General features: G+C 56.3%; 26 protein-coding genes and 2 pseudogenes. 20 read left to right on the forward strand and 8 right to left on the reverse strand.

What is annotated here, in order from left to right:
* The first annotated feature begins 3 nt into the window (after positions 1 to 3).
* Genes AFIDRAFT_RS15640 through AFIDRAFT_RS15680 form a run of 9 tightly spaced genes read left to right on the forward strand, consistent with a single transcriptional unit; the run spans position 4 to position 7,597 of the window.
* Positions 4 to 1,557 carry a tripartite tricarboxylate transporter permease gene (locus AFIDRAFT_RS15640; RefSeq protein ID WP_009340536.1) on the forward strand — a complete coding sequence of 518 codons (1,554 nt, stop codon included), beginning with the start codon at positions 4 to 6 and terminating at the stop codon, positions 1,555 to 1,557.
* Positions 1,558 to 1,591: 34 nt separating this feature from the next.
* Positions 1,592 to 2,665, forward strand: coding sequence for an amidohydrolase family protein (locus AFIDRAFT_RS15645; protein WP_009340537.1), 1,074 nt, complete (start codon positions 1,592 to 1,594; stop codon positions 2,663 to 2,665).
* A 3-nt stretch (positions 2,666 to 2,668) separates the two neighbouring features.
* Positions 2,669 to 3,034, forward strand: a complete 366-nt coding sequence (locus AFIDRAFT_RS15650) for a Rieske (2Fe-2S) protein (protein ID WP_009340538.1) — start codon at positions 2,669 to 2,671, stop codon at positions 3,032 to 3,034.
* Entirely contained in the window at positions 3,031 to 4,086 is a 1,056-nt protein-coding gene (locus AFIDRAFT_RS15655) for a 2Fe-2S iron-sulfur cluster-binding protein (protein ID WP_009340539.1), read from the forward strand. Before AFIDRAFT_RS15650 ends, AFIDRAFT_RS15655 begins: the two co-directional genes overlap by 4 nt.
* Positions 4,070 to 4,390: a Rieske (2Fe-2S) protein gene (locus tag AFIDRAFT_RS15660; protein ID WP_009340540.1), complete on the forward strand. Its 321-nt coding sequence runs from the start codon at positions 4,070 to 4,072 to the stop codon at positions 4,388 to 4,390. The genes AFIDRAFT_RS15655 and AFIDRAFT_RS15660 overlap by 17 nt, the downstream gene beginning before the upstream one ends.
* A 46-nt stretch (positions 4,391 to 4,436) precedes the next feature.
* The gene (locus AFIDRAFT_RS15665) at positions 4,437 to 5,054 is read left to right on the forward strand and encodes a glutathione S-transferase family protein (protein ID WP_009340541.1); all 618 of its coding nucleotides are present in this window, start codon (positions 4,437 to 4,439) and stop codon (positions 5,052 to 5,054) included.
* 10 nt (positions 5,055 to 5,064) lie between these two features.
* Positions 5,065 to 5,805: a sulfite exporter TauE/SafE family protein gene (locus tag AFIDRAFT_RS15670; RefSeq protein WP_009340542.1), complete on the forward strand. Its 741-nt coding sequence runs from the start codon at positions 5,065 to 5,067 to the stop codon at positions 5,803 to 5,805.
* Positions 5,806 to 5,819: 14 nt separating this feature from the next.
* Complete coding sequence (locus tag AFIDRAFT_RS15675) at positions 5,820 to 6,812, forward strand: quinone oxidoreductase family protein (RefSeq protein ID WP_009340543.1); 993 nt, start codon at positions 5,820 to 5,822, stop codon at positions 6,810 to 6,812.
* A gap of 26 nt (positions 6,813 to 6,838) precedes the next feature.
* On the forward strand, positions 6,839 to 7,597 hold the full coding sequence (locus AFIDRAFT_RS15680; protein WP_009340544.1) for an SDR family NAD(P)-dependent oxidoreductase: 759 nt from the start codon (positions 6,839 to 6,841) through the stop codon (positions 7,595 to 7,597).
* Between the two features lie 49 nt (positions 7,598 to 7,646).
* Here AFIDRAFT_RS15680 and AFIDRAFT_RS15685 read toward each other — a convergent pair whose 3' ends face one another.
* Positions 7,647 to 8,348: a GntR family transcriptional regulator gene (locus AFIDRAFT_RS15685; protein ID WP_009340545.1), complete on the reverse strand. Its 702-nt coding sequence runs from the start codon at positions 8,346 to 8,348 to the stop codon at positions 7,647 to 7,649.
* A 298-nt stretch (positions 8,349 to 8,646) separates the two neighbouring features.
* On the opposite strand from AFIDRAFT_RS15685, the gene AFIDRAFT_RS15690 reads away from it, so the two are divergent.
* The 5 genes from AFIDRAFT_RS15690 (at position 8,647) to AFIDRAFT_RS15710 (ending at position 13,066) form a co-directional block, all read left to right on the forward strand.
* The gene (locus AFIDRAFT_RS15690) at positions 8,647 to 9,441 is read left to right on the forward strand and encodes an SDR family NAD(P)-dependent oxidoreductase (RefSeq protein ID WP_009340546.1); all 795 of its coding nucleotides are present in this window, start codon (positions 8,647 to 8,649) and stop codon (positions 9,439 to 9,441) included.
* A 63-nt stretch (positions 9,442 to 9,504) separates the two neighbouring features.
* Positions 9,505 to 10,275: an ABC transporter ATP-binding protein gene (locus AFIDRAFT_RS15695; protein ID WP_009340547.1), complete on the forward strand. Its 771-nt coding sequence runs from the start codon at positions 9,505 to 9,507 to the stop codon at positions 10,273 to 10,275.
* A complete protein-coding gene (locus tag AFIDRAFT_RS15700; protein WP_009340548.1) occupies positions 10,272 to 11,111 on the forward strand; it encodes an ABC transporter permease in 840 nt (279 codons plus the stop codon). Before AFIDRAFT_RS15695 ends, AFIDRAFT_RS15700 begins: the two co-directional genes overlap by 4 nt.
* A gap of 43 nt (positions 11,112 to 11,154) precedes the next feature.
* Positions 11,155 to 12,141 (forward strand): ABC transporter substrate-binding protein, encoded by a 987-nt coding sequence (locus AFIDRAFT_RS15705; RefSeq protein ID WP_009340549.1) that lies wholly within the window; start codon positions 11,155 to 11,157, stop codon positions 12,139 to 12,141.
* 7 nt (positions 12,142 to 12,148) lie between these two features.
* The gene (locus tag AFIDRAFT_RS15710) at positions 12,149 to 13,066 is read left to right on the forward strand and encodes an alpha/beta hydrolase (protein WP_009340550.1); all 918 of its coding nucleotides are present in this window, start codon (positions 12,149 to 12,151) and stop codon (positions 13,064 to 13,066) included.
* Here AFIDRAFT_RS15710 and AFIDRAFT_RS15715 read toward each other — a convergent pair.
* Positions 13,055 to 13,516, reverse strand: coding sequence for an Lrp/AsnC family transcriptional regulator (locus AFIDRAFT_RS15715; protein ID WP_009340551.1), 462 nt, complete (start codon positions 13,514 to 13,516; stop codon positions 13,055 to 13,057). The genes AFIDRAFT_RS15710 and AFIDRAFT_RS15715 overlap by 12 nt on opposite strands.
* A gap of 139 nt (positions 13,517 to 13,655) precedes the next feature.
* Here AFIDRAFT_RS15715 and AFIDRAFT_RS15720 point away from each other — a divergent pair, with 139 nt between their 5' ends.
* Positions 13,656 to 16,064: a thiamine pyrophosphate-binding protein gene (locus tag AFIDRAFT_RS15720; RefSeq protein WP_009340552.1), complete on the forward strand. Its 2,409-nt coding sequence runs from the start codon at positions 13,656 to 13,658 to the stop codon at positions 16,062 to 16,064.
* A gap of 20 nt (positions 16,065 to 16,084) precedes the next feature.
* Positions 16,085 to 16,534, forward strand: a pseudogene (locus AFIDRAFT_RS19590) (TonB-dependent receptor domain-containing protein); the annotation flags it as partial.
* A 381-nt stretch (positions 16,535 to 16,915) separates the two neighbouring features.
* Here AFIDRAFT_RS19590 and AFIDRAFT_RS15730 read toward each other — a convergent pair.
* A complete protein-coding gene (locus AFIDRAFT_RS15730; protein ID WP_349509556.1) occupies positions 16,916 to 17,200 on the reverse strand; it encodes a ChaB family protein in 285 nt (94 codons plus the stop codon).
* Positions 17,188 to 17,745: a nitroreductase family protein gene (locus AFIDRAFT_RS15735; RefSeq protein ID WP_009340555.1), complete on the reverse strand. Its 558-nt coding sequence runs from the start codon at positions 17,743 to 17,745 to the stop codon at positions 17,188 to 17,190. The genes AFIDRAFT_RS15730 and AFIDRAFT_RS15735 overlap by 13 nt, the downstream gene beginning before the upstream one ends.
* 237 nt (positions 17,746 to 17,982) lie before the next feature.
* On the opposite strand from AFIDRAFT_RS15735, the gene AFIDRAFT_RS15740 reads away from it, so the two are divergent.
* The 4 genes and pseudogenes from AFIDRAFT_RS15740 to AFIDRAFT_RS19875 all read left to right on the forward strand — a co-directional run.
* Positions 17,983 to 20,025 (forward strand): protein-L-isoaspartate(D-aspartate) O-methyltransferase, encoded by a 2,043-nt coding sequence (locus tag AFIDRAFT_RS15740; protein ID WP_009340556.1) that lies wholly within the window; start codon positions 17,983 to 17,985, stop codon positions 20,023 to 20,025.
* 293 nt (positions 20,026 to 20,318) lie between these two features.
* A complete protein-coding gene (locus AFIDRAFT_RS15745; protein WP_009340557.1) occupies positions 20,319 to 20,840 on the forward strand; it encodes a YeeE/YedE thiosulfate transporter family protein in 522 nt (173 codons plus the stop codon).
* 15 nt (positions 20,841 to 20,855) lie between these two features.
* Positions 20,856 to 21,488 (forward strand): YeeE/YedE thiosulfate transporter family protein, encoded by a 633-nt coding sequence (locus AFIDRAFT_RS15750; protein WP_009340558.1) that lies wholly within the window; start codon positions 20,856 to 20,858, stop codon positions 21,486 to 21,488.
* A gap of 146 nt (positions 21,489 to 21,634) precedes the next feature.
* A pseudogene (locus AFIDRAFT_RS19875) lies at positions 21,635 to 22,114 on the forward strand (DDE-type integrase/transposase/recombinase); the annotation flags it as partial.
* Between the two features lie 283 nt (positions 22,115 to 22,397).
* Here AFIDRAFT_RS19875 and AFIDRAFT_RS20080 read toward each other — a convergent pair.
* The 4 genes from AFIDRAFT_RS20080 to AFIDRAFT_RS15775 form a co-directional block, all read right to left on the reverse strand.
* Positions 22,398 to 22,565 (reverse strand): hypothetical protein, encoded by a 168-nt coding sequence (locus AFIDRAFT_RS20080; protein WP_009340561.1) that lies wholly within the window; start codon positions 22,563 to 22,565, stop codon positions 22,398 to 22,400.
* Positions 22,566 to 23,127: 562 nt separating this feature from the next.
* Complete coding sequence (locus AFIDRAFT_RS15765) at positions 23,128 to 23,559, reverse strand: helix-turn-helix domain-containing protein (RefSeq protein ID WP_009340563.1); 432 nt, start codon at positions 23,557 to 23,559, stop codon at positions 23,128 to 23,130.
* Between the two features lie 122 nt (positions 23,560 to 23,681).
* Positions 23,682 to 25,889 (reverse strand): amylo-alpha-1,6-glucosidase, encoded by a 2,208-nt coding sequence (locus AFIDRAFT_RS15770; RefSeq protein ID WP_009340564.1) that lies wholly within the window; start codon positions 25,887 to 25,889, stop codon positions 23,682 to 23,684.
* Positions 25,882 to 26,994 (reverse strand): glycosyltransferase family 4 protein, encoded by a 1,113-nt coding sequence (locus AFIDRAFT_RS15775; protein ID WP_009340565.1) that lies wholly within the window; start codon positions 26,992 to 26,994, stop codon positions 25,882 to 25,884. The genes AFIDRAFT_RS15770 and AFIDRAFT_RS15775 overlap by 8 nt, the downstream gene beginning before the upstream one ends.
* Position 26,995 lies beyond the last annotated feature (1 nt).

Raw genomic sequence — 26,995 nt, forward strand, 5'->3', positions numbered from 1 at the left:
GGAATGGATACCTTTCACCTTCTGATCGCAGGCTTCGCCGAAGTTTTCAAATGGCAGGATATGGTTGCCCTGGTGATTGGCTTGTGCGTCGGCATGGCCGTGTCCGTGCTGCCGGGTCTTGGCCTTGTCATGGGTGTCGTGCTCGCGCTGCCCTTTACCTATTCGATGAGTCTCGAGACCTCGATCATCCTGCTCACTGCCATCTACATGTCCGGCACCTATGCCGGCTGTTACACGGCGATCCTCTACAAGATTCCAGGCGAGCCGATGGACGTTCCACTGCTTTGGGACGGTTGGGCTATGACGATGCGTGGTGATGCCGCGAAGGCCCTCGGCTGGGCGCTGGTTGCGGCTCTCACCGGAGGCCTCGTGTCCTCGGCGGTGATGGTTAGTCTCGCCGGCCCGCTCAGCAAAGTTGCTTTGAGCTTCGGTGCGCCGGAATATTTCGCGGCCGTCTTCTTCGGATTGACGACCGTGGTCGCGCTGGCAGGAAAGTCCTTGCCGAATGCGCTGATCAGCATGTGCATTGGCCTGCTGGTATCCACGGTCGGCATCGATGCCACCTACGGCTCGGAACGCTTCGCCTTCGGCTCCGATGTGCTCATCAATGGCGTGCCGTTCGTGATGGTGCTGGTCGGCATGTACGGTTTTGGCGAAATCCTCGACAAGATCGGGCAAGGCTCGAAGTCCGTCTCTTTGCCGGGCAACAGCAGCACAGCGACCAGCCTGCCGTCGTGGAAGGAATTGTGGGGACTGCGTGCGACCCTGCTGCGGAGCACGACCATCGGCACGCTGCTTGGTCTCATTCCGGGGGCGGGCGCGACGATCTCTTCTTTCGTGTCCTACGGCGTCGAACGGCAGTACGGCAAGCGGGGCCGCCAGATTGGCACCGGCATTCCGGAAGGTATTGTTGCTCCGCAAATCGCGTCTACTGCATCGGTGGCCGGGCATATGGTGCCGCTGTTGACGCTCGGCCTGCCGGGTAGCGGTGCGACTGCAGTGATCCTTGCGGCGTTCCTGCTGCATGGCGTGCAGCCCGGACCGTTCATGCTGAAGAATCCGGAATCGGCGCTCACCGTTTACACTATCCTGGCATCCATGTTCGTGTCGGTGATTGGCATGTGCCTGCTCGGCTTTGTCTGGATACGGCTTGTGATCAAGGTGCTCAAGGTCCCGCCGGGAATCCTGATCGCCATCATCGCTATGTTCGCGCTGATTGGTGCGTTCGCCGACCGCAACGCCATGTCAGATCTGTGGGTAGTGGTAATCTTCGGCGTGCTCGCCTGGATCATGGAACGGGTCAAACTGCCAGTGGCTCCGATGGTGCTCGGCGCCATCCTCGGACCCATTGCCGAGGACTCGTTCACGCGCAGCATGATCACCTATCACGACGACTGGACGATGTTCTTCCGGTCGCCAATTAGCGCAACGCTGATGTTCCTGGCGTTGCTATCGCTCGTGTTCCCGACGCTGAAGAAGATGATTTTCCGTTCTCCAAAAGAGACGCGTCCTGACATGAAGATAGCTGAAGCGGCCGCAGCGGCGAATTCCAACTGATTGAAGCGCATTCGATAAACTAACGAGGACGATAATGCCCATCATTGATACCGATGTTCACGAGAGCTTTGCCAGCTTAAAGGACTTGGTGCCGTATCTTCCGGAGCCATACAAAAGCTGGATTGCGAATGGCGCGTGGCGCGGTTTTAGCCAACCGTTCGCCTACACATCGCCGGGCAACGGCAATCGCGCTGACGTCAAGAGCGCCGACGGATCCGCTTCTGTCTCGGATTACAGGTTGATGCGCGATCAGTTGCTCGATTCATACAAGCTGACCTATGCGGTGCTGACCGGTTACTTCTACCCAACCGGGCTGAAGCTGCAGTATGGCCTCGCCAGTGCATTGGCGAGCGCCTACAACGACTACGTTCTTGAGCACTGGATATCCAAGGACAAACGCTTTCTCGGCAGTGTACAGATCAATGCGCGTGACCCCGAAGCGGCTGCGCGCGAGATCGACCGTATGGCCGCGCATCCGCAGATTCGGCAGGTGATGTTGCCGGTGGTGGATGACATCGCTTACGGCCATCCGATGTATCGCCCGATCTTCGCCGCGGCGGAGCGCAACAAGATGATGGTCGCTTTCCATCACACGACGTTTGCTCAGGGGCCTTACGGCATGGGCCTGCATTACATGGAACGGCACTGTCTGATTCCGATTTCGCTGATGCCGCAGGTGATCAGCTTGATCGCTAACGGCGTGTTCGATGCCTATCCGAATCTCCGCTTCATGATTTTGGAGGGCGGATTCAGCTGGCTGCCGCATGTGATGTGGCGCATGGATCGCGAATATCGTCAGGGCCGCGTCGAGATTCCGTGGGTCAAGAAGCTGCCGAGCCAGCATTGCCGTGAGCGGTTGCGGCTCTCAACCCAGCCTACCGAGGACATAAACGGTGAGGACTGGATGAAGTTGATCGATCTGATGGGCACCGATGACATCCTGGTGTTCTCGACCGACTATCCACACTTCGATTTCGACGATCCGAATGCGGCGATTCCGAAATCGCTGCCGACTGGCACGCGCGACAAGATTCTTTGGAAAAATGCGGCAGACTTTTATGGTCTCGACGTCCGCGAGCCGGCAATTCCAAATCAGGCGGCAGAGTGATTTATGGCTAAGCATGTTGTTTGTGAGGTATCGGACCTCGAGATCGGAAAGATTGTTCCAGCCAAAATTGGCCGTTCGCCGATCATCGTCTCCAAGCTGCCGTCCGGAGAAATCCGGGTTGTCGGAGGGCGCTGCCCGCATCAGGGAGCCGAGCTAGAGCACGGCTGCATCTCCGGGACGACCGAAAGCGATGCTGTGAATGAAATGACATTCTGCAACTACGGCGAGACGCTGCGCTGCCCGTGGCATGGGTTTGAGTTCTCACTCGTCGATGGCCTACCTACAGTGAGGGACACAACCCAGTTGCCGATGAAGCTGCGCATCTACGACGTTCACGTCGAAGGCAATCAGGTTGTGGTCACCACATGATGTTGGTTGAGGTGGTTGATCGGAAAGGCGAACGAACTGCCTTCACAGCCGAACCTGGTCAACGGCTACTTCATGCCGGCCTGATGAAGGGGATCGGTCTGCCGCATGAATGCGGAACGGGGACCTGCGGCAACTGCAAGGCATCGGTCGTGACTGGTATGGTCAGCAATCTCTGGCCGCAAGCGCCCGGCACGAAGGTTTGCCGCCGCTCGGGAGAGGTTCTGTTGTGCCAGACAGCGGCAACCAGTCCGCTGCAGGTCAAGCTGAGTTCGGCATTTCTCGCTCCCTGTCAGCCACCCTGCGCAACCAGAAGCGGGCGCCTGACGCTCAAGCGCATGCTGACGCCTGACGTTGGTTTGTTCGATGTCTCGCTTAACGAGTCCCCTATAAAATACCAGCCGGGGCAATTCGTTCTTCTGTCTATTCCGGGCGTTGAGGGGCCGCGCGCTTATTCCATGATCAGCCATGAGCCGAATGAGGCGCGCTTGAGCCTGCTCATTCGACGCAGCCAGGATGGCATGTTTACGTCGCGAATATTCGAGGGCGAATGCGATGAGGACGTCGAGGTTTTCGGTCCGCTTGGCCGCGCGACTTTTACAACCTCTGAACAGCGGCCGTTTATCGCGGTAGCCGGAGGTTCCGGCATCGCGGGGATGATGGCGATCATTCGACATGCGCTCGCCGACGGTCACTTTGATGGATATCCCTCGCATTTGTTTTTTGGTCTGCGTCATCCCGATGCGAGCTATTTGCTCGATGAGCTTTCGGAGTTTGTCGAAAGATCGTCCGGGAAACTGCAGGTTACCGTGGCGTTTTCGGATGCTTTGAGTGCCGAATCCGTCACTTCGCGATATCCGGCACTCGGGTTTAGTTTTGGCCCTGTTCATGAAGTCGCGCGCGATTATGTTCGAGGCGTGGTCAAGGCGAGTGACGTGCAGAAACCTCTGTTCTTCGTGGGCGGTCCGCCGCCAATGGTGGACGCAACCATGCGTGCGCTGATCACCGAGTGCAAGATTAGTCCAACAGAGATTCGTTATGACCGTTTCGGCTGAGATATGGTTGCCCTTGGGGCCTCTCGATGACATGGAGGACGGTGAACGGCGAGAAGTCACGCTGCCGACCGGAAAGATCATCCTACTGATAAGGGCAGAAGGAAAAATCCATGCGGTCTGCGCCGATTGCCCTCATCAAGAGACGCCGCTCGCAGAAGGCTCCGTCGATGGGACGATCCTGACCTGTCCGCTGCACTTTTGGCAGTGGGATATCCGAACGGGCGAGGAGATCGGCCTCGCAGAGCTTCCGCTGGAGATTTTCGAGATTCGCTATGACAACGGCGAGTGGTTCGTTCGCGCTTAAATAACACCGCTCTTGATCAGAAGGGCGGAAGAACAGGGAAACGACGATGAAGTTATTGGGGCGGGCAGACTCGCTGAACGTGCGCAAGGTGCTCTGGGCTGTATCCGAACTTGGGACGAGTATTGACCGGGAAGATTACGGCGGCCCATTCGGAAAAAACGATACGCCGGAATATCTGAAAATGAATCCGAACGGACTCGTACCAATTCTCGTCGATGGCGAAACCGCGATCTGGGAATCCAATACGATCATTCGCTATCTGGCAGCAGTTACGCCAAATGACGGGTTTTTCGGTCGGGATGCCGCGAGCACCGCGCAAATTTCGCAGTGGATGGATTGGCAGCTGACGTCTCTCAATCCTCACATGCAGGTCCTGTTCGCCCAGATCGTCAAGCTCGGCGACAAACGAAACGAAAAGGTCGTCGAGGACAATACGACAACGATAAACAAGTTACTGAATGAAGTTCTCGCAAAGAGCTTGCCTGATCAAGGCTTTCTTACTGGTTCCAAGGTCACGGCCGGCGACGTTTGTGTCGGGGTCATGCTGCATCGTTATGTTTCGTTGCTGGGGGCGTCGGGACTTGCCGACCGGGTGATAGCTTATCACAGGGCGTTGGCTGATCGGCTGGGGTTCAAAACTTACGTCGCGATCGGGAAGCCGTAAGGCGAGCGAGATGGACTGGCTGGCCGTATCAGGGGCGGTATTGGCGGTCACCGTCGCATCCTTCGTGCGCGGACTGACGGGGTTTGGCTTTGCCATTGTCGCGATGCCGCTGCTCGCACTTGTTTATCCGCCGGTTGTAGCAGTCCCTGTTGCCACGCTGCTTCAGATTCCCTCCGGCTTGCCGACCGTTCTGCGTGACTGGTGCGACACGAATTTTCGCGCGGCGACGATCGCATGGATCGGTGGCATGCCTGCTTTGATTCCGGGCGTCTTTCTTCTCGGCGTCGTTCCGGCCGACATTATGAGGTTGATTGTAGGTGGTGCAGTTGTTTTCTCGACCGTAGCGCTCGCCTTTGCTCCTAAACTTGAACGCGATCCAAAATCATATGAACTGGTAGGAGCAGGAGCCCTTAGCGGATTAATGCAGGGTGCGGTGGCAATGGCGGGTCCGCCGATCATCCTGCTCATCCTGTCATCATCATGGAATGCTGCGCGTTGCCGCGCCACGCTATCCTTTATTTTTCTTCTCCTTGGCACGGCAAGTCTGGCGTTCGGAACCATCCACGGCATCGTGAACAGGGAGAGTGTGGTGATCGCGACCATTACAGTGCCCGGGCTTTTGTTGGGCCAGGCGATCGGTACGCATCTCTTCGTACGCATTGATGGCAAACGATACCGGAGTGTTTCAACGTTTTGTGTTGCGGCAGCGGGGTTCATGGTCGTCGTGCGCGGTCTGATGTCGCTTTTTTGAGAAGGCTTGGAGTAATGAGAGCAATCAATATCCATCAGTTTGGCGGTCCCGAGGTTTGTGAAATTCAGGAGACAGCCATTCCGACACCTGCCGAGGGCGAGGCGCTTGTCCGCGTGGCCTATGCCGGCGTCAACTTTATCGATATCTATATGCGGAACGGGACGTATGCCCGATCTCATACATACAAAACGCCTCTGCCGATGGTCATCGGTATGGAGGCGTCCGGCACCATCGAGGCGGTTGGCAGCGGCGTAGCCGACTTGAAGGTGGGGCAGCGCGTCGCGTTTTGTTTGTCGCGCGGTTCGTATGCTGAATATGTCGCGGTGCCCGCATGGAAACTGGTCCCGCTACCTGATGACATCTCCTTCGAGCTTGGCGCAGCTGTCATGCTGCAAGGGTGTACGGCGCATTATCTGAGTCACTCTGCCTTTCCTTTGCAGCACGGGCAAAGCTGTCTGGTTCACGCCGGAGCGGGTGGTGTCGGACAATTGCTAATCCAGCTCGCGAAAAATCTAGGTGCCACAGTCTTTACAACTGTGAGCACGCGGGAAAAGGCTGATATCGCCCGAAGCCGGGGCGCCGACCACTGCATTCTCTACCGCGATACGGACTTCCGCGAAGAAATTATGAAGCTGACATCCGGCAAGGGTGTCGATGTGGTCTACGACTCGGTCGGCAAAACGACAATTACCGATAGTATCCGGTGTATCCGCCGTAGAGGCCTTTGCGTGTTGTTCGGAGCGAGTTCGGGTGTTGTGGATGCGATCGAACCGCTTGCGCTTGCAGAAGCCGGCTCAGTGTTTTTTACGCGTCCCCATCTGGCAGATTACATGGCGACCGCCGAGGAAATCCGTGGGCGGGCCGGAGATCTCTTCAGGATGGTGAAAGAGAAGCGGTTGTCGATGGCGATCGATACCGTCTTCCCGTTGGCCGATGTGGCCGCTGCCCATCGTTACATCGAAGACGGAAAGACCCGCGGAAAGCTCTTACTCCAGGTCAACCAATAAAAATCAACACAAGAAGGATATAGAAGATGCGTCTAAAAGATAAGGTAGCAATCGTCACCGGTGGCGCCAGCGGAATTGGCAAGGCGATGTGCAAGGCGCTCGCGGGAGAAGGTGCGAACGTTGTCGTGGTTGATCTTGACGGACAGAAGGGTAAAGAGGCCGCGAAGGAAATCGGCGGAAAGAGCATCAGTCTGCAGGCCGATGTGACCAGCTCCGCTTCCATGAACAAGATGGCGGAAGAAGTCGACAGTCAGTTCGGACGTATCGACATTCTCATTAATAATGTTGGCGTCCGCATTACCAAGCCGTTTCTGGATCACACCGATGCCGACTGGAATACGATGATCCAGACCAATCTCACCGGGCCATTTCTCTGCTCCCGCGCGGTAGTGCCGTTCATGAAACGTGCGGGGAAGGGCCGGATCATCAATACCGCTTCAATCGCGAGCTTCGTCGGACGACCGAACCGCGTCGCCTACGTTTCGGCGAAGGCCGGTCTTCTCGGCATGACGCGAGCAATGGCGATTGATCTCGGCCCGATGGGCATTACCTGTAATGCCATTGCTCCTGGTTCGATCAACTCGCCAATGAACGCCAGTCAAGCAGCTGACGCCGAGAACGATTGGGGCAAGGAAACGCCTATGGGCCGCTGGGGAACAGCGGAAGATATCGCGAATGCCGCAGTTTTTCTGGCACTCGATGAATCGAGCTACATCACGGGCGCCGAACTAAAGGTCGATGGCGGCTGGGTTTCTACCAAGGCCAGAGCGGGCGAATTGGTTTAAATGCCCCCGGGTCAGCGAACAGATTATCGTTCTTAATGCGGATGCAGCGTCAGGCGTTCAACCCAAAAGCCGTGTTGGGCAGTTGAAGAATCCAGTCCGCCGAACCCTTGAGGTGGTTTTCCATAGCGGATTGCGCGGCCTTGGCATCTCCGGCCAAAATAGCTTCCGCGATCTGAGCATGATCGTGATGCGAACGCGCGGAATTTTCCGGCTGCATCGATTGCCCCACCTGAAACATTACGATGGGAAGTTGCAGGTTGTCGATCAGCTGCGTCAGTTGTTTATTGCCGCCGAGGCTTACGATCGTGCGATGATAGAGCCTGTTCTGCCGCATGAAGAGCGGCCAGGCGCGTGCAGATCCATCGGGCTTCACTTCATCCCAGACGGCGAGAAACTGCTCGCGATGATCCGCATCATGGATGCGCTCCGCGGCGAGCCTTGCGCCGAGCCCTTCAAGATTGATGCGGATTTGAAACAGGTCGCGCACCTGCTCGCGGGATAGCCGGCGCACCATTGCGCCGCGGTTGGGTGTGATATCGACCAATCCTTCCGCTGACAGGCGTTGAAACGCTTCGCGGATCGAGCCACGGCTAACGCCGAGTTGCTCCACCAGATCGTTTGCGACCAGCCGTTGGCCGGGGACGATGCGGCCCGCGAGAATGGCATTGCGGACACGCTCAATAATGTCGTCGACGGTTTGCCCGCGCCGTTGATTGGGTTCCTCCTTCACGACGATATCCGCGCTCTGCATGGGTCCGGTCCTTGGGTCGCGTTGTGAAGACTATATCCAATGCTTGACTCTCTGGAAGGTCCGAAAATAGTGTAGGGCAATCTTGTAGAACAAAATAGCCGCAGGCTCGATCCTGCGCGGGGAAGCGAAACACCAAGGAAAGGATGGCCTCGCCGACAGCGGCTAACTCCTCTGACTGCTCGCAATTCACTTTGAGAATCCACGTGCCGGTTTTGCGCTGCTGATCCAGCGAAAGCCGATCGTGATCGCTTGGGCCAGCGCTCGGGCGGAACGCAATGTCAAAGATCAGGAGCCATCGATGGATTTAGGAATTAAGGATCGCGTCGCCATCGTCACCGGCGGAAGTCGCGGCATCGGCCGGGAAAGTGCCCGCGAGTTTCTGCAGGCCGGGGCCAAGGTAATGATCTGCTCGCGCACCAGGGACGAGCTGGAGAAAACCCGTGACGAACTCGCCAAGCAGACCGGCGGCGAGATCAAGTGCATTGTTGCGGACACCACGAAGCCTGCCGACATCGCGCGGGTCGTGGATGAAACAGTCAAGACGTTCGGGACGGTCGATATTCTCGTCAACTGCGCCGGCACGATGTATTCCGGCCGTTTCGAGGAAATGACCGATGAGGGCCTGCAGAAACAGCTCGACACCAAGCTGTTCGGTTTCATGCGGATGATCCGCACCGTCGCCCCGATCATGCGGAAGAAGAAATGGGGCCGCATCATCAGCATGATCGGCGGGGCGGGCAAGGAGCCGGATCCGTACATGTTCGGATCGGCTATTACCAACAGCGCGTTGCTCAACATGACGAAGTCGCTTTCCACCGAATTCGGTCCCGACAACGTGATGGTGAACGCCGTATGTCCGGGTTGGGTGGCGACCGCGTTATGGCGGCAGCATGCGGACGGCCTGCAGAGAGAGCTTGGCGTCAAAGACGAGGAAGAAGCGCGGCGTTTGGCCGCGAAGAAAAACGCGCTTGGACGCTTCGGCAAGCCGGAAGAGCTTGCAAGCGCGATTGCGTTTTTGTGCTCGGAGCGTGCAAGCTACATCACCGGCGTTTCGCTCAACGTCGATGGAGGCCGGTTGAAGGGGCTCTGGTAAGAGGCTTTTGTGGGCGGTCCGTGAGCGGGCCGTCTATCCTGATCAAGCGAGGCGAGCGGTGAGATGATCGAACTGCAGGGCATCGGGAAAACGTTCGGCGCCGGCGCAAGCAGGACGCTGGCGGTTGCCGACGTCAACCTAAAGATCAAGCCGCGTTCGATCGTCGCTCTGATCGGTCCGTCCGGTTGCGGCAAGTCCACGCTCCTCAACATGGTCGCGGGCCTTTACAGGCCGAGTAGCGGCCAGGTCGTATACGACGGCCGCAGCGTATCCGACGTCAACACCGATGTCGGATATATGACGCAGAAAGACAACCTTCTGCCTTGGCGCAATGTTCTCGACAACATTTCGCTACCTCTTGAATTGATCGGCACCGCACGCGAGGCACGGTACGAGCAGGCGAGTGAACTGATCCGCCAAGTCGGCCTCGAAGGCTTCGAGGACAAATTCCCCAGCAGTCTTTCGGGCGGCATGCGCAAGCGTGTCTCTCTGGCACGGATGCTGCTGTACCGGCCAAAGACGTTGCTGCTGGATGAGCCTTTCGCCGCGCTTGATGCGCAGCTCCGGCTCGCGATGCATGATCTTCTTCTCAAGCTGTGGTCGGAACAGCAACAGACCATCATTCTCGTTACGCACGATCTGGTGGAAGCCGTGACGCTCGCGGATCGCGTCGTGGTATTCACCAAGCGGCCCGCGATGGTGGCGATGGATCAGGCGGTCGATCTGCCGCGCCCACGCGATGTTCGCGAGGTTCGTTTCACCAAGTCATTTCACGACATCCACAATTCGATCTGGGATCGCCTTCGCGAGGAATATGACGAGGACAAGGTTTGAGCGAGCAAGCCGCACTTGAGAACGTCAGGGTTCAAGCCGGCCCTACTGATGCCGATCAGAGCGACGGACTCGCGGCTGTCAGTACACCGGTGATGGCGGCCTGCCAGATTGTCTTCGGCATTGTTTTGCTGGTGATCTGGCAAGCCGCATCCACCTGGCTGATCGATCCGTTCTTCATCAGCAGCCCGACCGAGGTGCTGGCACGGCTATGGGCCTGGACTCGCGATGGCAGCATTTTCGTTCATATCTGGGCGACACTGTACGCGACATTTCTCGGCTTCATCATTGGGTCTGTGGCCGGTGTGATCGGCGGAATCTGGCTCGGCATGTCGCCGTTCGTCAGTCGGTTGCTAAACCCTTATATCTGGGCCTTCAACGCTCTTCCGAAGGTGGCACTGGCGCCGCTCCTGATCTTGTGGTTCGGCCTTGGCATCCAGTCAAAGGTCGCGCTCGCGGCGGTACTTGTCGTGTTTTTGGTTTTCGTCAACACGTTTTCCGGCGTGCGTGAGGTCGACCGAGATTTGATCGACGGCGTCCGGCTGATGAAGGCGAACCGCTCGCAAATCCTGATGAAGGTCATTCTGCCCTCAGCGATGTCGTGGATTTTTGTTGGTTTGAAGTCGGCCCTGCCTTTCGCGCTGATTGGCGTGATCATTGGAGAGATGATCGCTTCCAACAAGGGGCTTGGATACCTCGTTCAACGCGCGGGCAGCGAGTTTGATACGGCGGGTGCTTTTGCCGCGCTGACGATTATCGCGGTGATCGCTGCTGTTCTCAATGAACTTGTTCAGGCGGCGCAGTCGCGGCTGGAACGCTGGAAGATCGTAAGTCGATAAAACAGAAAGCACCTCAAGGGTGCAAACAGGAGGAGGCGCTAAGATGAGAATTATCAAGTGTGCGGTCCTAGCCATGTTTGCGGTTATCGGTGCGACATGTGCCAATGCCCAGGAAGCTGTTCGTATCACCAATATCGGGCACGGCTATTATGCAGGCCCGCTTTACGTGGCGATGCGCGAGAAGCTGTTCGAGAAGCATGGGTTGAAGGCCAACGTCACCTTCGTTAAGGGTGGTGCGCTCGTGCTGCAGTCGCTGCTCAGCAAGGATGCCGATTTCGGCGTGTTGAGTTATGAGCACGTCATTACGGCTGCAGCGCAGGGCAAGGACCTCGTGGAGGTCTTCAATATTACGACGCGGCCGATCAACAATGTGATCGCCAACAACGATATGCTGAAGTCTGACGCCAAAATGTCATTAAAGGACAAGATTCTGTCCTTGAAAGGCAAACGTGTCGGCACGCCTTCGGCCGGCGGGTCCGGAGAAAAGATGCTCGGCGTTCTCGCCAAGAAGTATGGATTGAATCTGCCGGGAGACATCCAGCTTGTCTATCTTGGTGCGGATGCCGGCGGCTATGTCGGTGCGTTTCAGGCCAAGATGATCGACGCAGCGATGCCGTTCGAACCGGCGGGCGCCATGCTCGAACAGAAGAAGCTCGGCGGTATTCTCGTCAACCTGATGAGCGGTGACGTCGAGCAGTTCCGCGATCTGAATTTCATGGGCGTGGCGACAAGCCCCGATCTCATCAAGAGCAATCCGGCACTCGTGAAGAAAGTGGTGGCTGTGTTCGCCGAGGCCCAGCAGATCCTGCTCGATCCGTCGCGGGGCAAGAAGATCATGGCTCAGGAATTTCCGCAGATGGAGGCTGCTACCAATGAGCGGTCTTACGAAATTCTGTCTCAGATCTGGAGCAAGGATGGACGGATGAGCGTTGCTGGCGGCAAAAAGGTCTACGACTTCCTGCAGCCAAATGGCGACAAGAAGATCGAGTTCGAGAAGACGTTCACCAACGATTTCCTTCCTGCAAAGTAGGTCAAACATGACCGCCGATCCGCACCTCGTCAGCGAAGAGCATTGGGCGCAGAAGGGGGATGTGTCGCTGTTCGTGGCGCGCAAGCGGTTGCGCGAGCGCTCTGCGGATCAGAGACAGCGTCTCCCCGTGATTCTGGTGCATGGTTCGTCGAATTCGGCGCTGCCGACGTTCGACCTCACCGTGCCCGGACATCCTGACTATTCGCTAATGGACTGGCTGGCGTTGCGCGGATGGGATGTCTGGGCGATGGACCATGAGGGATATGGCCGTTCCACCGTTACGTCCGGCAATTCGGATATTGCGACCAGTGTCGAAGACCTCAAGGCGATGGGCAACGTGATTGCGGCCGAGACAGGTACTACGGCATTCAATTTGTACGGTCTGTCGTCGGGTTCGCTGCGGGTTGCAGCCTTCGCACAGTCCGCGCCCGATCGCGCTGCGCGGATCGTGCTGGATGCGTTCGTGTGGACGGGCGAGGGCTCGCCGACGCTGGAGAAGCGCAAGGAGGGAGTCGCGCAATTCAGGGCGTCCAACCGGCGCGCGATCGATCTGGATTATCTTGTTGGAATTTTTCTGCGTGACGGGCCGGGGACAACCCATCCTGCCGTCGCCGAGGCGTGTGCGCTTGCGCAACTCAAGTACGACAATTCCGTTCCAACAGGAACCTATCTGGACATGACGACCAAACTGCCGCTGGTCGATCCCGCGAAAATTTCCTCGCCTACCTTCGTCGTGCGCGGTGAGCACGACAGCCTGGCCACCATGAGCGATCTTCTGGCGTTTTTCGATCGCTTGTCGACAAACGATAAGAGGTTTGCGGTTCTACCGCATCTCGCTCATGTTGCCACGCTCGGCAAAAATCGCCACGTGCTTTGGAATGCTGTCGACGAATTCTTTCAGGCGGGATTCGTCTCACACCGGTAGCGCGATCGAATATTTTACCTGACTGAGGGCAAAGCTCGATTCGATCGATGCAATTCCATTGAGCCGTGTCAGCTTGGTTTTGAGGAATGTCTCGTACGAGGCCAGATCGGCCGCAACCACGCGCAGTAAATAATCGCGGTTTCCGGTCATCAGATAGCACTCGAGCACCTCGCTCCATCCCGAAATCGCCTTGGCGAAGCGATTGAGGTCTTCCTCCTTCTGGCGCTCAAGCTTGATCGAGATGAAAACGCTCACGTGCAGGCCGAGCGATTTCTGATCGACCATCGCGCCATAGCGCGTGATGATTCCGTTTTCTTCGAGCAGCTTCACGCGGCGATGGCAAGGCGAAACCGATAGGCCCACGCGCTCGGCGAGATCCTGCATTGTAATCCGACTGTCTGTTTGGAGAATTGAAAGGATTTTGCGGTCGATCGCATCGAGTTTCGACATTGGAATATATCCATAATATTTATGGTCGAAGTGTTATTATATCCCAATATTGTGGGTCTTATTGTAATATTTTGAAATATTTGAAGCCCGCTATGGGATTAGGCTGGGTGCCATGATGTAAAATTATAGGACACAGCAGATGGCAGCCCACGATGATCGACTGGCAGTTCTCGCCGAGCTTGAGCGACGCGTTCTGTGGCTGGCGTCGTGGACTATTCATCAGGCCAACCATGTCCGCGAGCCTGGCGAGGTGAAGGTCGGGGGCCATCAGGCATCGTCGGCCTCGCTCGCGACCATCATGACCGCACTCTATTTCGATGTGTTGCGGCCGCAGGATCGCGTTGCGGTCAAGCCGCACGCTTCGCCGATCTTTCATGCCATCCAGTATCTCGCCGGCAACCAGTCGCTGGAGAAGCTGCAGAATTTCCGCGGTTTCAAGGGCGCGCAAAGCTATCCATCGAGGACCAAGGATACCGACGATGTCGACTTCTCCACAGGCTCTGTCGGTCTTGGGGTGGCGCAGACGTTGTTCTCGTCACTTGTGCAAGATTATGTCCGGGCTCATGGCTGGATGAAGGATCGCCCCGAGGGGCGGATGGTCGCGCTCGTCGGCGATGCCGAAATGGACGAGGGCAATATCTATGAGGCCCTGATCGAGGGCTGGAAGCATGGCCTGCGGAATTGCTGGTGGGTTGTCGATTACAACCGCCAGTCGCTCGATGCCGTCATCCGCGAAGGGTTGTGGCAGAAATTTGAACAGATGTTCGCGAATTTCGGCTGGGATGTCGTCATTCTCAAGCATGGCAATCTGCAGCAGCAGGCGTTTGCGGAGCCTGGTGGCGAAGTGCTGCGCAACTGGATCGACCGTTGTCCTAATCAGCTTTATTCGGCGTTGACCTTTCAGGGCGGTGCGGCGTGGCGGAAGAAATTGCTCGACGAGATCGGCGATCAGGGGCCTGTCAGTGCCTTGATAGAGCGCCGCAGCGATGCCGAACTGGCGGCGCTGATGAACAATCTCGGCGGGCACGACATGCCTAGCCTTCTCGACGCGTTCGAGAAGGCATCATCGCATGACCGGCCGACATGCTTCATCTGCTATACTATTAAAGGCTTCAGCCTGCCGCTCGCGGGCCACAAGGACAACCATGCAGGATTGATGACGCCTGCGCAGTTGGCGACTTTCCAGCAAAGCGCGGGCGTCCGCTTCGGCCATGAATGGGACAAATGGGAAGGCGCGACGCTGGATGCGGCGAAACTGGAATCCTTCGTGCGCGCCGCGCCATTCTTCGCCAAAGGGCGGCGACGGCATTCTGCGCCCAATGTTCCTGTCCCGGACAAGCTTGCGATCCCGGCCAATGCCGGGAAGGTCGTTTCGACGCAAATGGGCTTCGGCCAGATCCTGAACGAGATCGCGCGCGAGGATAGTGAATTCGCGTCGCATATTGTCACCACGTCGCCTGACGTTACCGTTTCGACCAACCTCGGTCCCTGGGTAAACCGTCGCGGCTTGTTTGCGCGTGCTGCGCTTGCCGACACCTTCAAGGCGGAGCGAATTCCATCGACTTATAATTGGGAGTTCGGTCCCGTCGGCCAGCATCTCGAACTCGGAATTGCGGAATCGAATTTGATGATTATGCTGTCGGCGCTCGGGCTGTCGCACTTCATTAATGGCGTGCGGCTGCTGCCTATAGGCACTGTCTATGATCCTTTCATCTATCGTTCGGCCGACCAATTGAATTATGCCTGTTATCAGGATGCACGCTTCATGCTGGTGGCAACGCCGTCGGGGATTGCGCTGGCGCCGGAAGGCGGCGCACACCAGTCCATCGGCACGCCGCTGATCGGCATGGCGCAGGACGGCCTGTGTGCGTTCGAGCCAGCGTTCATCGACGAACTTGCGGTCATCATGCGGTTCGGCTTCGACTACATGCAGCGCAATGGCGACGGCGATCCGGACGAGAGGACATGGCTGCGCGATCAGACCGGCGGCTCGGTCTATCTGCGTCTCTCCACCCGGCCATTGGAGCAGCCTGTGCGGGAGATGACAGACGAGCTCGCGAACGACATTATTCGCGGTGCGTACTGGATGCGGCCGCCGACGCCGAATACATCGGTGATGATTGCCTATCAAGGCGTCGTCGCGCCGGAAGCCATCGCAGCGGCAGGCCTGCTGGCGGAAGACCGCCGTGACGTGGCGATTCTCGCGGTGACGTCCGCAGACCGGCTTAATGCAGGCGCTCAGGCCGCGGAGCGTGCGCGGCAGCGCGGGAACGCCGGTGCGGCGAGCCACGTCGAGCGCATGCTGTCGAAGCTAGACCGGAATTGCGGCATCGTCACCGTCATCGACGGGCATCCGCTGACGCTATCATGGTTGGGCAGCGTGCAGGGGCATCGGGTCAAGGCGCTCGGGGTGGAGCATTTCGGTCAGACCGGGACGATCTCCGACCTCTATCATCACTACGGCATTGATACGAATGCGATCGTTCATGCGGCGCAAGCTGCATCGAACGGAAGGACGGTGAGGTATCTTCGGGCACTCGCGACGTAAGGCAAACTTGCCATCATCCTTACATCTCGCTTGCGGGTTATCCCGAAGCGCAAATCGGCAACATGCCGGGAGATCGTGTTCCGGGATCTCCGACATTGATTGCTTCGGCAGGGATCACATTAGGAGAAGCGACCGGGTGGTTTGGTGGATTGCGCTGGCGCTATCTGGGTGAGCGGCCACTGACAGAAGACAATGTATTTCGCTCGCCAGCGACAAGTTTGTTCAATGGCCGGATGGGTTATCGTTTCGAGAACGGCTGGCGCATCCAGTTAGATGTCCTCAATCTGTTTGATACCAAAGCTGACCAGATCACTTATGCTTATGGCTCCATGTTGAAGACTGACAACCTGTTCGCGATGTGCAAGCTAGGCGCGCCGCCAGCGGCAGTTTGCAGTAACGGTGCGATGGATCGCGTGCTTCACCCCGTTGAACCGCTGGCGGTTCGCTTAACGCTAGCGGGGCGATTCTGAAAAGTCGCGATACCGGCGGTGAGGCCATCAATCTCAAATTGCGCTTGAACGGTTCGACGCCAGCGCAGTGACTGTGGTGGTGTGGGATGAGAAGAAAAAGGCTTGGCGCAAACTATTCGCACTGAATGCGGTTTTCGTTCTTTGACGGAAGCCATCGGCACGATGAGCCCGACGGAGAGCTCGTATTCCATATTTTTAGTGCACTAACTGAATTTGGACGAAGCATCATTCGCACGGTCTTACTCGAAGTGCTTGATCATTACCCAATGAGTCGGTTGCTCGCCGCGGGCGAAAGGAGATAGGCGGCGGAGAGCTCGATCCTTTGAGTATTGCGTGGAATACGGCTGGGTGCGGTTCATTGTCACTTGCCTCAAGTGCGCTTCAGCCGAATTCGCGTGGAACCCAGTTGTCATCGTCCTTGAAATATTTGTGTTTTACCGCCGCCCACGCGACCCGGTGAGCTGTTTGCTCGCGCTGCCTAAGACTGCCCACTTGGTATTCCTCCCAGGCATTATTGAAGGCAGCCAGGTAAATCTCCTGAGCATGGAACGGTAAATGCGCTTGTATGGATGCGGGCAGTTTGTCGACCGATGCATAGGGCAAGGTAGTAGCCCTCCATATATTGATCAGGCGAAGCGCATGGTGGCGTTTCGTTATGATATCCAATCAATTCTCGGAGTCTTTCTCAATACTGCAGGTGGGGCTGATTTCGGATGGCCCACAATGATTGGAGCAACAGGCGCATATCCGTCCGGAAGTTTTATTGCCGAATTTCCGTTCCGAGTTCCGAGCCAGCCCTGCGCAAAACCGATCCAGCATGTCCCCATCCCCGCCGCATGCGCCGCCAGCATCAAGTTTTCTGCGGCCAAGGAACAATCCTCGACAGCCCATGGACCTTTAGGTGCAGAGATAACGATCAGCGTGGGTGCGCCATAGAAGATATCGAAAGTCTCGTCATTGAGAATATTCAAGAAGTGATGCGAAGCCAGCGCGGTAGAAGATCTTTGAAGCATATAGGATTTTGCTTCAGTGGAAATCCGCGCCAGCAATTCCTTGTTGCGGATAATTGTAAACAACCACGGTTGTTGATTGATGGCACTAGGAGCCTGAATCGCGGCGTCGACCAATTCGCGTAGAGTAGAGTCGTCCATGGGCTGAGTCATGAATTCGCGAACAGCTCGCCGGCCGCGAATGGCCTCGCTGATATCCATCGTCGTCTCCGATCCAGCATAAATATAAAGCGCACCGCGGGCTGGCTTGTCTTGATATCGATCAAACCATTCGGCTGCTGATGGGAAAACTATAGTTAGTATTGGTCTCCTGCCGATTGGCTCTTTGATTCTTCATTCGGGATGTCGAATGTACCGCCGTTGGAGGCGCTCTACGAAATAGGGCAGGGGTTACTGGATTACTTTTCTAGTCTTCCACGAATCACAAAGAGCACCGCCATGAATCACCCGGACTCCACTGAAGCTTATGCTGGCAGCGATTCATTTCAGTCTCGTCGTAAATGGATGGTCGAACACCATATTGCTGCTCGAGGCGTTCGCGATAAATTGGTGCTCGAAGCTATGGAGCGGGTGCCGCGTGAGCTGTTTTTGCCGGAAAAGCTGCGTGAATTTGCTTATGAAGATGCTCCGCTGCCGATTGCGGAAGAGCAGACAATCTCGCAGCCTTACATCGTAGCCTTCATGGCAGAAGCATTGCTGCTCAAAGGCGGGGAGCGAGTCCTCGAGATCGGTGCTGGATCCGGCTATGCCGCAGCCGTATTGTCGGAGATCGCGGGGGCTGTTTACACCGTCGAGCGACTTGGGCCGCTTGCCGAGAGGGCTGCCATACTGCTCGCGGAGTTAGGCTATCATAATGTCCATGTATTGCATGGGGACGGAACCAAAGGATGGCCAAAGCATGCTCCCTTTGATGCGATCGTCGTGGCTGCCGGTGGGCCGAGAGTTCCGGAATCGCTTAAACATCAGTTGAAAATAGGAGGCCGGCTTGTGATGCCGGTTGGCAGCGACCGATCCGGCCAGGAGCTTGTACGGGTTACGCGCGTTTCGGCAAACGAATACCTGAGCGAAGATATCGCGGATGTCCGTTTCGTCCCATTGATCGGTGACGAAGGATGGACAAGCGCGCAAGAACAGAGACCAGCAGGTTTGCGTGGTGGCGTAACAAAGCCCCTAACGTCCGAAGTCGAAATGCTGGTCCGACATATTGGGGAAGCAGCAGAATCATTTCCATCCATTGAGGCGGCCGATCTCAACTCCATGCTGAGCAGAATTGGTTCTGCGCGAATTGTTCTGCTTGGCGAGTCAACTCACGGCACGTCTGAATTTTATCGGATGCGCGACAGAATCACGCGCGATCTTATTATTAAGAAGGGATTTCGCTTTATCGCCGTCGAGGCGGATTGGCCGGATGCCGCCCGCGTCGATCATTATGTGCGGCACTTCCAGTACCCACCTTCCGAATGGACCGCTTTCGCCAGATTCCCCACTTGGATGTGGCGAAATACTGAGGTTCGCGACTTCGTCAGTTGGCTACGGAAATACAACGGAACGCTAGACCATGAAAAGCGCATCGCTTTTCATGGTCTAGATCTTTATAGCCTCTATGATTCGATTAGGTCGGTGCTGAACTATCTCGACGAGGTCGATCCGGATTCGGCACGGATTGCCCGCGAACGCTATGGTTGCTTGACGCCTTGGCAGCATGATCCGGCAACATATGGCCATGCAGCCCTAACCGGCTCTTATCCGCTATGCGAACCTCATGTTGTCCGCGCGCTTACCGATCTTTTGGCAAAACGCCGGGCATACGCAGAACATGATGGAGAGCGGTTTCTCGACGCTGAACAGAATGCGCGCCTTGTGGCAAACGCGGAGCGCTACTATCGCATTATGTATTATGGCTCGCGGGCATCCTGGAATCTGCGCGACAGCCACATGTTCGAAACACTAACCAATTTACTCTCATTTCACGGCCCTGATAGCAAGGTGGTTGTCTGGGCGCACAACTCTCATATCGGCAATGCTGCAGCGACTGAAATGGCCGCTCGTGGCGAGTATAATTTGGGGCAACTCTGCCGCAAGAAGTTTGGATCGCGGGCCTACTTGATTGGATTCGGTACCCATAGTGGGATGGTGACCGCGGCATCCGATTGGAATGGGCCGATGGAGATTAAAACGATCCGACCGTCGATTCCTGAAAGTTACGAACGCTTGTGTCATGCGACCGGCCTAGCGCGGTTTACACTGGGCCTGCGTAACGAGGGTTACTTGCGTGGATCAACAGCTCTTGGCAAGGAACGCCTTGAGCGTGCAATTGGCGTAATCTATCGGCCTGAAACAGAACGGGAGAGTCATTATTTCCGGGCAAATTTGCCGCTGCAGTTCGACGAATATGTCTGGTTCGACAATACGCACGCTGTAACAGCTTTGGATACAGAAGCCGTCAAGGACCTGCCAGATACTTATCCCTTCGGAGTGTAGGCCCGCCACCTTGCTTCAATTGGATCAGTCGCCTCCTAATATATGGCGGAGAGAGCAATATCCGCTTCGTGCCACCAAAGTTCGCTCGCTGACGGCTGAGACGCGCGCGAGGCTCTGCAAGAGCATGATGGACTGAAATTCCATACGATTGCGCCTGCCGTAACCTGCAGCAAACTTGGCACCGGACACCTGAACATTATTGCAACAGGTTTAGGGGTGCTCTGATTTGAGTTATGTCAACATGCGGCGCTGCATTCATCCTAGCTTTTATCGATCATACGGGAGACATAAATATGTATGCGCTCACTTCCAAGGCTTGGTCGCCATACGCAGCCGGACTGATAATTGGCCTGCTGCAAATCCCCGCATTTCTGTTGATTGAAACGGCGCTTGGCGCTTCGTCGGCTTATGTGACAGTGGGAGGAGCGGCTGTCAGCCTGATCGATCCGTCGTTACTGGTGAACGATTACGTTGCCAAGCACGTTGCCATTACCGCCAAAAATCTTTGGCAAGTTGCGATGGTTGGCGGCATTGCGATCGGTGCTTTTATTTCAATGAAGATGTCAGGAGCACAGCGAGAACCAATTTCTCCAATTTGGACACGTGCGTTGGGTTCGTCGTCTTGCGCCGTGCGCTACGCGGTCGCCTTTTCGGGAGGATTTTTGATGTTGTTCGGCGCCCGCATAGCAGATGGTTGTACTAGCGGCCACGGCTTATCGGGAATTGCGCAGCTGTCTGTTGGATCAACTATCGCAGTGTTTGCCATGTTTGTCGGCGGAATTGCGACAGCATCGGTCGCGCTTCGGCGCATTTGAAAAAAGGAGGCAATTATGTCGATCACAGCAGCTATCATGGTTGGCATTTTAATGGGGATAGTATTCGGATTTGCCTTGGAGAAATCGCGCGTATTTGAACCAGGGATGATTGTCGGCCAAATGCAGCTCCGCAATTTCATCATGCTTAAGGTATTCCTCTCCGCCGTTGCCACCGGAGCCGTCGTGCTCGCGGTCCTCAATGGTTTTGGCTTTGTCAAGCTTCAACCTAAAGCAACGCTATATGCAGCAGATTTGGTGGGAGGATTGTTGCTCGGCGCGGGAATTGCGCTGTCAGGTGCTTGTCCTGGGACAACACTCGCTCAAGTAGGTGTGGGTTACAAGGACGCGTTGTTTACGCTTCTGGGAGGACTGTTTGGCGCGGTCGCTTTCTCCTACATGCAACCGTGGCTTGACCGCGAACTGATCGGTTCGGGACCAAAGCTGATCTTTACTGATCTCGCGGGCCTATCTTACTGGCAAGGCGCGCTAAGCTTAGCGGGAATTCTCATTATTGCGTTATTTTTACTGGAACGAGCACGGTCTTGGCGCAACGAACTCGGAAATAACCTCGATGGCGATAGTAGACTAGAATCAAGGCACCTGCTGGCAGCTCAGATTGAGCTTAGGGTTACGAGAAAGCAACTATAGTCGACGCCGCGCCCTATTCGAAACGAGTGAGGTATGAAAGGTGAGGCGTCGATATTCCAAATAAGGTTGCAGTATCGAAGTCGTAGCTGACATGAATCATCAAGTGGTTCTCCCTGAAGTATGATTTTCGGATGGAAGATAGATCGATGGCAAGAAAGAAGCATACGGCTGAAGAGATCGTTGCGAAGCTTCGGCAGGTTGCTGTGTTGATGGCACAGGGCCGGCAGGTCGCAGACGCGGTCCGAGCGATAGGCGTGACGGAAGTCACGTACTATCGATGACGAAACGAGTACGGTGGCCTGAAGGGCGATCAGGTGAAGCGACTCAACGAGCTGGAGACTGAGAACAATCGTCTCCGACGAGCGGTGTCGGATCTGCAGCCCAACCATGTCTGGTCCTATGACTTCGTCGCTGACCGCACCGACGATGGTTAGGCGCTCCAGATGTTGTGCATCATCGACAAGTTCAGTCGTGAGAGCCTGGCCATCCGTGTGGCACGGAAGCTCAAGGCCACCGACGTCATCGAGGCATTCTGCGAGTTGTTCGTCTCGCGGGGCATCCCTGCGCACATACGTTCAGACAATGGCCCTGAGTTCGTCGCCGAGGCGCTTCGGGATTGGATCGCCACCGTCGGAGCCATGCGAATCGCGGCAACTGCGATAGGTCAGCCCGGCCGAGCAGGGGTACCCTTTAAATCCCGGCCGGGCTCTAGCCGCCATCATATGCCCAAGCGGCGAGCCCAGGTTACCGACCTTCCAACCATCAAAATTGAGGTATGTTAATGAAAGGCGCGATTGTCGCGATGCTCGCGTTTATCTGCGCTGTATTGATATTCAAACACGCACGCGTCACACCGCGTACCAGACTATGCGCCAGCGCCGATGGGGCGATTACGTTACTTGCGCGCAATCAAGGCATCACAGATTTATCGACAGAGTCCGCAGGATGACCGGCAATAGCTTTGGCTTCTTCTTCTGCCAGAAGCTTATGGAGGATGTTTCGCTTTTCCTCGTTTCGCTCTTCTTCCAGCAGCTTTCGGTAGTGGCGGATGTTCTCGAAGTGAATGAACTGATCCATCGAAACCTCCCATACCCGCTCAGGAGATAGGATGGACGATATCGGTACTTAAAAACCTCCCCAATAACGACTGCGTGAAAGAAGCTGGCCTCTCAAGTTAATTCTCTACCCCTAGAAGGTGAAAAGCTCCGCATTCTACCCGTAGCGTATCTATTTTTTCCTATTTTCTGGAGCGGGTCGTTGGACGTTGATGCCATCGCACCCGTGGCAATCTTGGCACTTATTAGCAATATCTCGAAGGGCCACTTCCGAGAGATCTTCAATGCTACGAATCTTGTTGGCCATAGCCAGTGACGCAAGCTGTTGTGCTAGGCAAGCCTTTATGGACGGAGTTCGTTGCGAGAGCGGGAGACTATCGACGAGACCATCAAGCGCTCGCCTAAGCTCATCAACCCCGAACGGTCCTCGAGTTGGATTTGAGCATTTCATAGCCAAGTTCTCCGCGCCGAAAATAAAAGCGTGTCGATTCGGCTACTGATTGATCCATATCAATCAGGGAGCGCTTATCGTTTACGTATCTAACTTTCATTTAGTGCCCTCCGCACTTGGGCGAAGCTCACGGTCAGGGTTTTCGGACCGCCAGTTTGATATCGGTCCGATAGATTCGATTGAGCGTTTCCGATGGCAACTCTCCGAACATAGTCCAGTAATCGTGCGCGAAACGTCCCGGGTTAAGAAATCCATGCGCAAGAGCCACGCCTGTCACCGTGGTAGACGCATTCGGTTTCCTGAGAATGGCGAGGGCGCGATCGATTCTGACTTTCTTAGCGAAGGCCATTGGCGAATAACCGCGAAGCTTCTCGAATGTCCGGAATAAGGTACGGGCGCTGACCCCGGTTACTTGGGTCAGGCTTTCCATAGTGATCGGCTGATCCCAGTTCGCCTCGATGAATTCCTCGGCTCGCTTAACATGTTCAGGAGATGTTTCAGATGGCGTGCGATGAAGCTGGTCGACGACCTGATGGCGAACGGTCATAAGAAATTGGATAATCATAGCCTTCTTGAATTGGCGAATGGCTAGAGATGCAAGACGAGGGCGCTTGTCATTGAAGCAGGATGCCGGCGATCACGACATTATTTGCATCAACAAGTAAAGGGATGAGAAAGCCGAACTGTTTAACCTGGCGTGCTGCATGAGGCGTACACGGCTGCGACCCTAATCTGGCCATCGTTACGCAACACCTGAAGCGACACTTCCGTACCGTGACGGCGCACCAACAGGTCCACCGACGACTGTCCCAGCTGCAGATTGCGCAGGGTCACATCTTCGAGAAAGTGCGGCAATCGGGGATTTTGGAGAAGGATTTCGTTGCGCCCGGGGTCGAACTCGAGTCCGAGCGATGCCTGCAAAAGAAGAAGTGGTGTGCCGGCCGCCCAGGCTTGCGGCGAACAGGCAACCGGATAAAGCGTCGGGCCACGCTGCCGGCCGCGCTGAAAACCGCAATACAATTCAGGTAACCGCCGCAAATCCATGTAGCTCGCAGCGTCAAACAGACTCTTGAAGATGCGCTCCACCGCGCCCTTGTGCCCGTAACGCGCAAAACCGGCTGCGATGATAGAATTGTCGTGCGGCCAGATCGAACCGTTGTGATAGGACATCGGATTATAGCGGTGCTCTTCGCGCGCGACCGTGCGAATGCCCCATCCCGAAAAGGATGAGGGGCTCATCAGTCCGCCCACGATCCTTTCGGCCCGTTCCGGCGGCGCGATGCCACTGAACAATACCTGGCCTGCATTCGAGGTGCGCACGCGGCACGGCTGCTTGTTGCCGTCAAGGGCGAGTGCATAGGTGCCGATTTCCTCGCACCAGAACGCCTGATCAAATTTTTCGGCAAGCTCTGTCGCCTGAGCATCGAGCGTATCGGCGATGGCGTGCTTGCCAAGCTGACGTGCGCCCTGTGCTATCAAGCGTTTTGCCGCGTAGACATAGCCCTGCACTTCGCACAGTGCAATCGGCCCTTCGGCGAGCGATCCATCGGCATGAAAAATTGCATCCTGCGAATCTTTCCAGCCTTGGTTCGCGAGTCCGTTTTCGTTTGTCCGATAGTATTCAACGAAGCCGTCACCGTCGGGATCGCCCGGCCCATCAATCCAGCCGAGCGCGGCCTCCACGTTTGGCCAGAGATGACGCAAGGTTTCGATGTCGCCGGTGTGCGCGGCGTAGAGTCCCGCCAGCAGCACAAACAGCGGCGTGGAATCGGCGCTGCCGTAATAGAGGCCGAACGGCACCTCGTTCAAGGCGGCCATTTCACCGCCACGCATCTCATGCAGAATTTTCCCCGGCTGGGCATCCGCGAGTAAATCGTGATCTTTGGCTTGATAGGCGGCGAGCCGCTGCAATACGCCTCTGGCGATACTCGGATGGCACCACAACATCTGCAAAGCGGTGATAACCCCGTCACGTCCGAACGTGGTCGAGTACCAGGGAATGCCGGCATAGGGATAGGAACCCTGCGGCGTCTCGGTGGTGAGCATCGCAAGATCCGACATTGACCGGCATATCATCTCGTTGAAAATTGAATTCGACGATGTGATGGTTGCCACCCCGCGGCTCGCATTTTTCCGCTCCTGAAACGCTGCGCGCAAACCTTTCCGGAAGGGAAGGGGAGGCCCAGCTTCAATAGGGTCATCGCATTTCACCGTCAGGTAGACCGACCGGGATTCTTGAGGCAGAAGCTGGAAACGATAAGAGGCTTTGTTGCCGGACAGACTTTCCGGCGCGGGCTCGAAGAACAGGACAGTACGGCGACGATGGTCATCAAGGCCGAGATAGTTCAATGAAACCTCGGTCATCCCATGGACTACCGCACGCGCGATGCCGCGATGCGGCCGCTTCATCCCGCGAACTTCGAACAAGTCGGCAAAATCGCTGTCAAATGCGAGCGAGAGCCGCACGTCGAAAGGCCGGTCGTCATGGTTTTGCATGCGCAGCCGCTGGTAGGCCTTGCCGCCCCAGAGAAAGAATGTGCGCACCACATGCAGTACGTCCCTCGGTTGCACGAGCTTTCCGTTCAACTCGATGTCGGGATTGGTGAGATCGACAGTGAGGACGGAGTTATCGTCGCGAACGCTGGAGCCAAGCAACAACGGCTGGCTATCGTTTATCAAAAGTTCGAGTCGCGAGAGGTGACGCGTGTCGCGATAGAAAATCCCATCGGGACTTCCCAAGGCCGTCCCGATGTCGGCATGGCTATCCAGCACCGCGAAACAGTCGCCGTGCTTGAGAGTGCGCCGAGGCCGCGTGGAAGCGTCCGTCCCCGGAATATAAAACGGCGTCTCTTGGGCTTCCTCGACGAGCGGTTCAGCCGATTTTTGCCTATGCAAGGTGAAGTCCCAATTTTTCCGCTACAGTATCATCGGTCTGCAACGGCAGGAGGCGTCCGAACTCACTCGCCGATTTCGACTTGTGGAGCAGAGTGCGGTAGAGGTCTACATAATCTTCCGCCATCCGCGTGGAGGAGAAGCGGCGTTCGAAACGCTGGCGCACCTTCTGCCGGTCAAGTGCAACGACCCGAGGCAACGCTGCAATTGCATCCTCCATCGTCTCGACAACAATGCCGGTTACTCCTTCGTCGATGATTTCCGGCACCGAGCCGCAACGAAATGCCAGAACCGGCGTCCCGCAAGCCATCGCCTCGATCATCGAAAGACCGAACGGCTCCGGCCAGTCAACGGGAAACAGCAACGCCAGCGCGTCACCAAGAAATCGAGTCTTTTCCTGCTCATTAATCTCACCGATGAATTCCACACCAGGTTCTTTGAGGAGGGGCTCTATTTCTGTCCGGTAATACACTTCATCTACACGGTCCACTTTGGCTGCGATCTTGAGCGGAATACCAAGTGCCCGCGCAATCTGGATTGCGCGATCGACGCGTTTTTCAGGTGAGATCCGACCAAGGAAGGCCAAATATCCACCTTTTGGCTGGAAGGTCGGTGTATGCGCGTTGATCGGCAATCCGTGATAGATGGTCGCCGCGAAATTAGCCTTCGGCACCGGGCGGCGCTGGTCATTGGATATCGAGACCAGCGGCATATCGTCGAAGCCGATATAAAGTGGCAGCAGGTCGGGCAAGTCCTGACGGCCGTGCAGAGTGGTGACTGTTCGTCCCGCAATCGACCTGAACAACGGAAATTGAAACTGATCGATATGGAAATGTAGAATATCGAAATCGTCCGCAAGCTGCCGGACGCGATCCAGCATCAGCATATAATATGGAATGGTGTCACGTATCCTACTATCCAATCGGAGCGCCGTCGGTACGCAGGGCACCAAGTTCGCCGCGCTGATCGAATCGCCGCTTGCGAATAAAGTGACATCATGACCGAGATTCACTAGCTCTTCGGTCAGATAGGACACGATCCGCTCTGTGCCTCCATAAAGGAGCGGCGGCACGCTTTCCATAAGCGGCGCGATCTGTGCGATTTTCATT

The sequence above is a fragment of the Afipia sp. 1NLS2 genome (assembly GCF_000178995.1).
GTDB lineage: Bacteria > Pseudomonadota > Alphaproteobacteria > Rhizobiales > Xanthobacteraceae > Afipia.

Bases quoted from the DNA above. Each gene is read 5' to 3' on its own strand.
- AFIDRAFT_RS15640 (WP_009340536.1), top strand. From the start codon at position 4: ATGGATACCTTTCACCTTCTGATCGCAGGCTTCGCCGAAGTTTTCAAA.
- AFIDRAFT_RS15645 (WP_009340537.1), top strand. From the start codon at position 1,592: ATGCCCATCATTGATACCGATGTTCACGAGAGCTTTGCCAGCTTAAAG.
- AFIDRAFT_RS15650 (WP_009340538.1), top strand. From the start codon at position 2,669: ATGGCTAAGCATGTTGTTTGTGAGGTATCGGACCTCGAGATCGGAAAG.
- AFIDRAFT_RS15655 (WP_009340539.1), top strand. From the start codon at position 3,031: ATGATGTTGGTTGAGGTGGTTGATCGGAAAGGCGAACGAACTGCCTTC.
- AFIDRAFT_RS15660 (WP_009340540.1), top strand. From the start codon at position 4,070: ATGACCGTTTCGGCTGAGATATGGTTGCCCTTGGGGCCTCTCGATGAC.
- AFIDRAFT_RS15665 (WP_009340541.1), top strand. From the start codon at position 4,437: ATGAAGTTATTGGGGCGGGCAGACTCGCTGAACGTGCGCAAGGTGCTC.
- AFIDRAFT_RS15670 (WP_009340542.1), top strand. From the start codon at position 5,065: ATGGACTGGCTGGCCGTATCAGGGGCGGTATTGGCGGTCACCGTCGCA.
- AFIDRAFT_RS15675 (WP_009340543.1), top strand. From the start codon at position 5,820: ATGAGAGCAATCAATATCCATCAGTTTGGCGGTCCCGAGGTTTGTGAA.
- AFIDRAFT_RS15680 (WP_009340544.1), top strand. From the start codon at position 6,839: ATGCGTCTAAAAGATAAGGTAGCAATCGTCACCGGTGGCGCCAGCGGA.
- AFIDRAFT_RS15685 (WP_009340545.1), bottom strand. From the start codon at position 8,348: ATGCAGAGCGCGGATATCGTCGTGAAGGAGGAACCCAATCAACGGCGC.
- AFIDRAFT_RS15690 (WP_009340546.1), top strand. From the start codon at position 8,647: ATGGATTTAGGAATTAAGGATCGCGTCGCCATCGTCACCGGCGGAAGT.
- AFIDRAFT_RS15695 (WP_009340547.1), top strand. From the start codon at position 9,505: ATGATCGAACTGCAGGGCATCGGGAAAACGTTCGGCGCCGGCGCAAGC.
- AFIDRAFT_RS15705 (WP_009340549.1), top strand. From the start codon at position 11,155: ATGAGAATTATCAAGTGTGCGGTCCTAGCCATGTTTGCGGTTATCGGT.
- AFIDRAFT_RS15710 (WP_009340550.1), top strand. From the start codon at position 12,149: ATGACCGCCGATCCGCACCTCGTCAGCGAAGAGCATTGGGCGCAGAAG.
- AFIDRAFT_RS15715 (WP_009340551.1), bottom strand. From the start codon at position 13,516: ATGTCGAAACTCGATGCGATCGACCGCAAAATCCTTTCAATTCTCCAA.
- AFIDRAFT_RS15720 (WP_009340552.1), top strand. From the start codon at position 13,656: ATGGCAGCCCACGATGATCGACTGGCAGTTCTCGCCGAGCTTGAGCGA.
- AFIDRAFT_RS15735 (WP_009340555.1), bottom strand. From the start codon at position 17,745: ATGGATATCAGCGAGGCCATTCGCGGCCGGCGAGCTGTTCGCGAATTC.
- AFIDRAFT_RS15740 (WP_009340556.1), top strand. From the start codon at position 17,983: ATGAATCACCCGGACTCCACTGAAGCTTATGCTGGCAGCGATTCATTT.
- AFIDRAFT_RS15745 (WP_009340557.1), top strand. From the start codon at position 20,319: ATGTATGCGCTCACTTCCAAGGCTTGGTCGCCATACGCAGCCGGACTG.
- AFIDRAFT_RS15750 (WP_009340558.1), top strand. From the start codon at position 20,856: ATGTCGATCACAGCAGCTATCATGGTTGGCATTTTAATGGGGATAGTA.
- AFIDRAFT_RS20080 (WP_009340561.1), bottom strand. From the start codon at position 22,565: ATGGATCAGTTCATTCACTTCGAGAACATCCGCCACTACCGAAAGCTG.
- AFIDRAFT_RS15765 (WP_009340563.1), bottom strand. From the start codon at position 23,559: ATGATTATCCAATTTCTTATGACCGTTCGCCATCAGGTCGTCGACCAG.
- AFIDRAFT_RS15775 (WP_009340565.1), bottom strand. From the start codon at position 26,994: ATGAAAATCGCACAGATCGCGCCGCTTATGGAAAGCGTGCCGCCGCTC.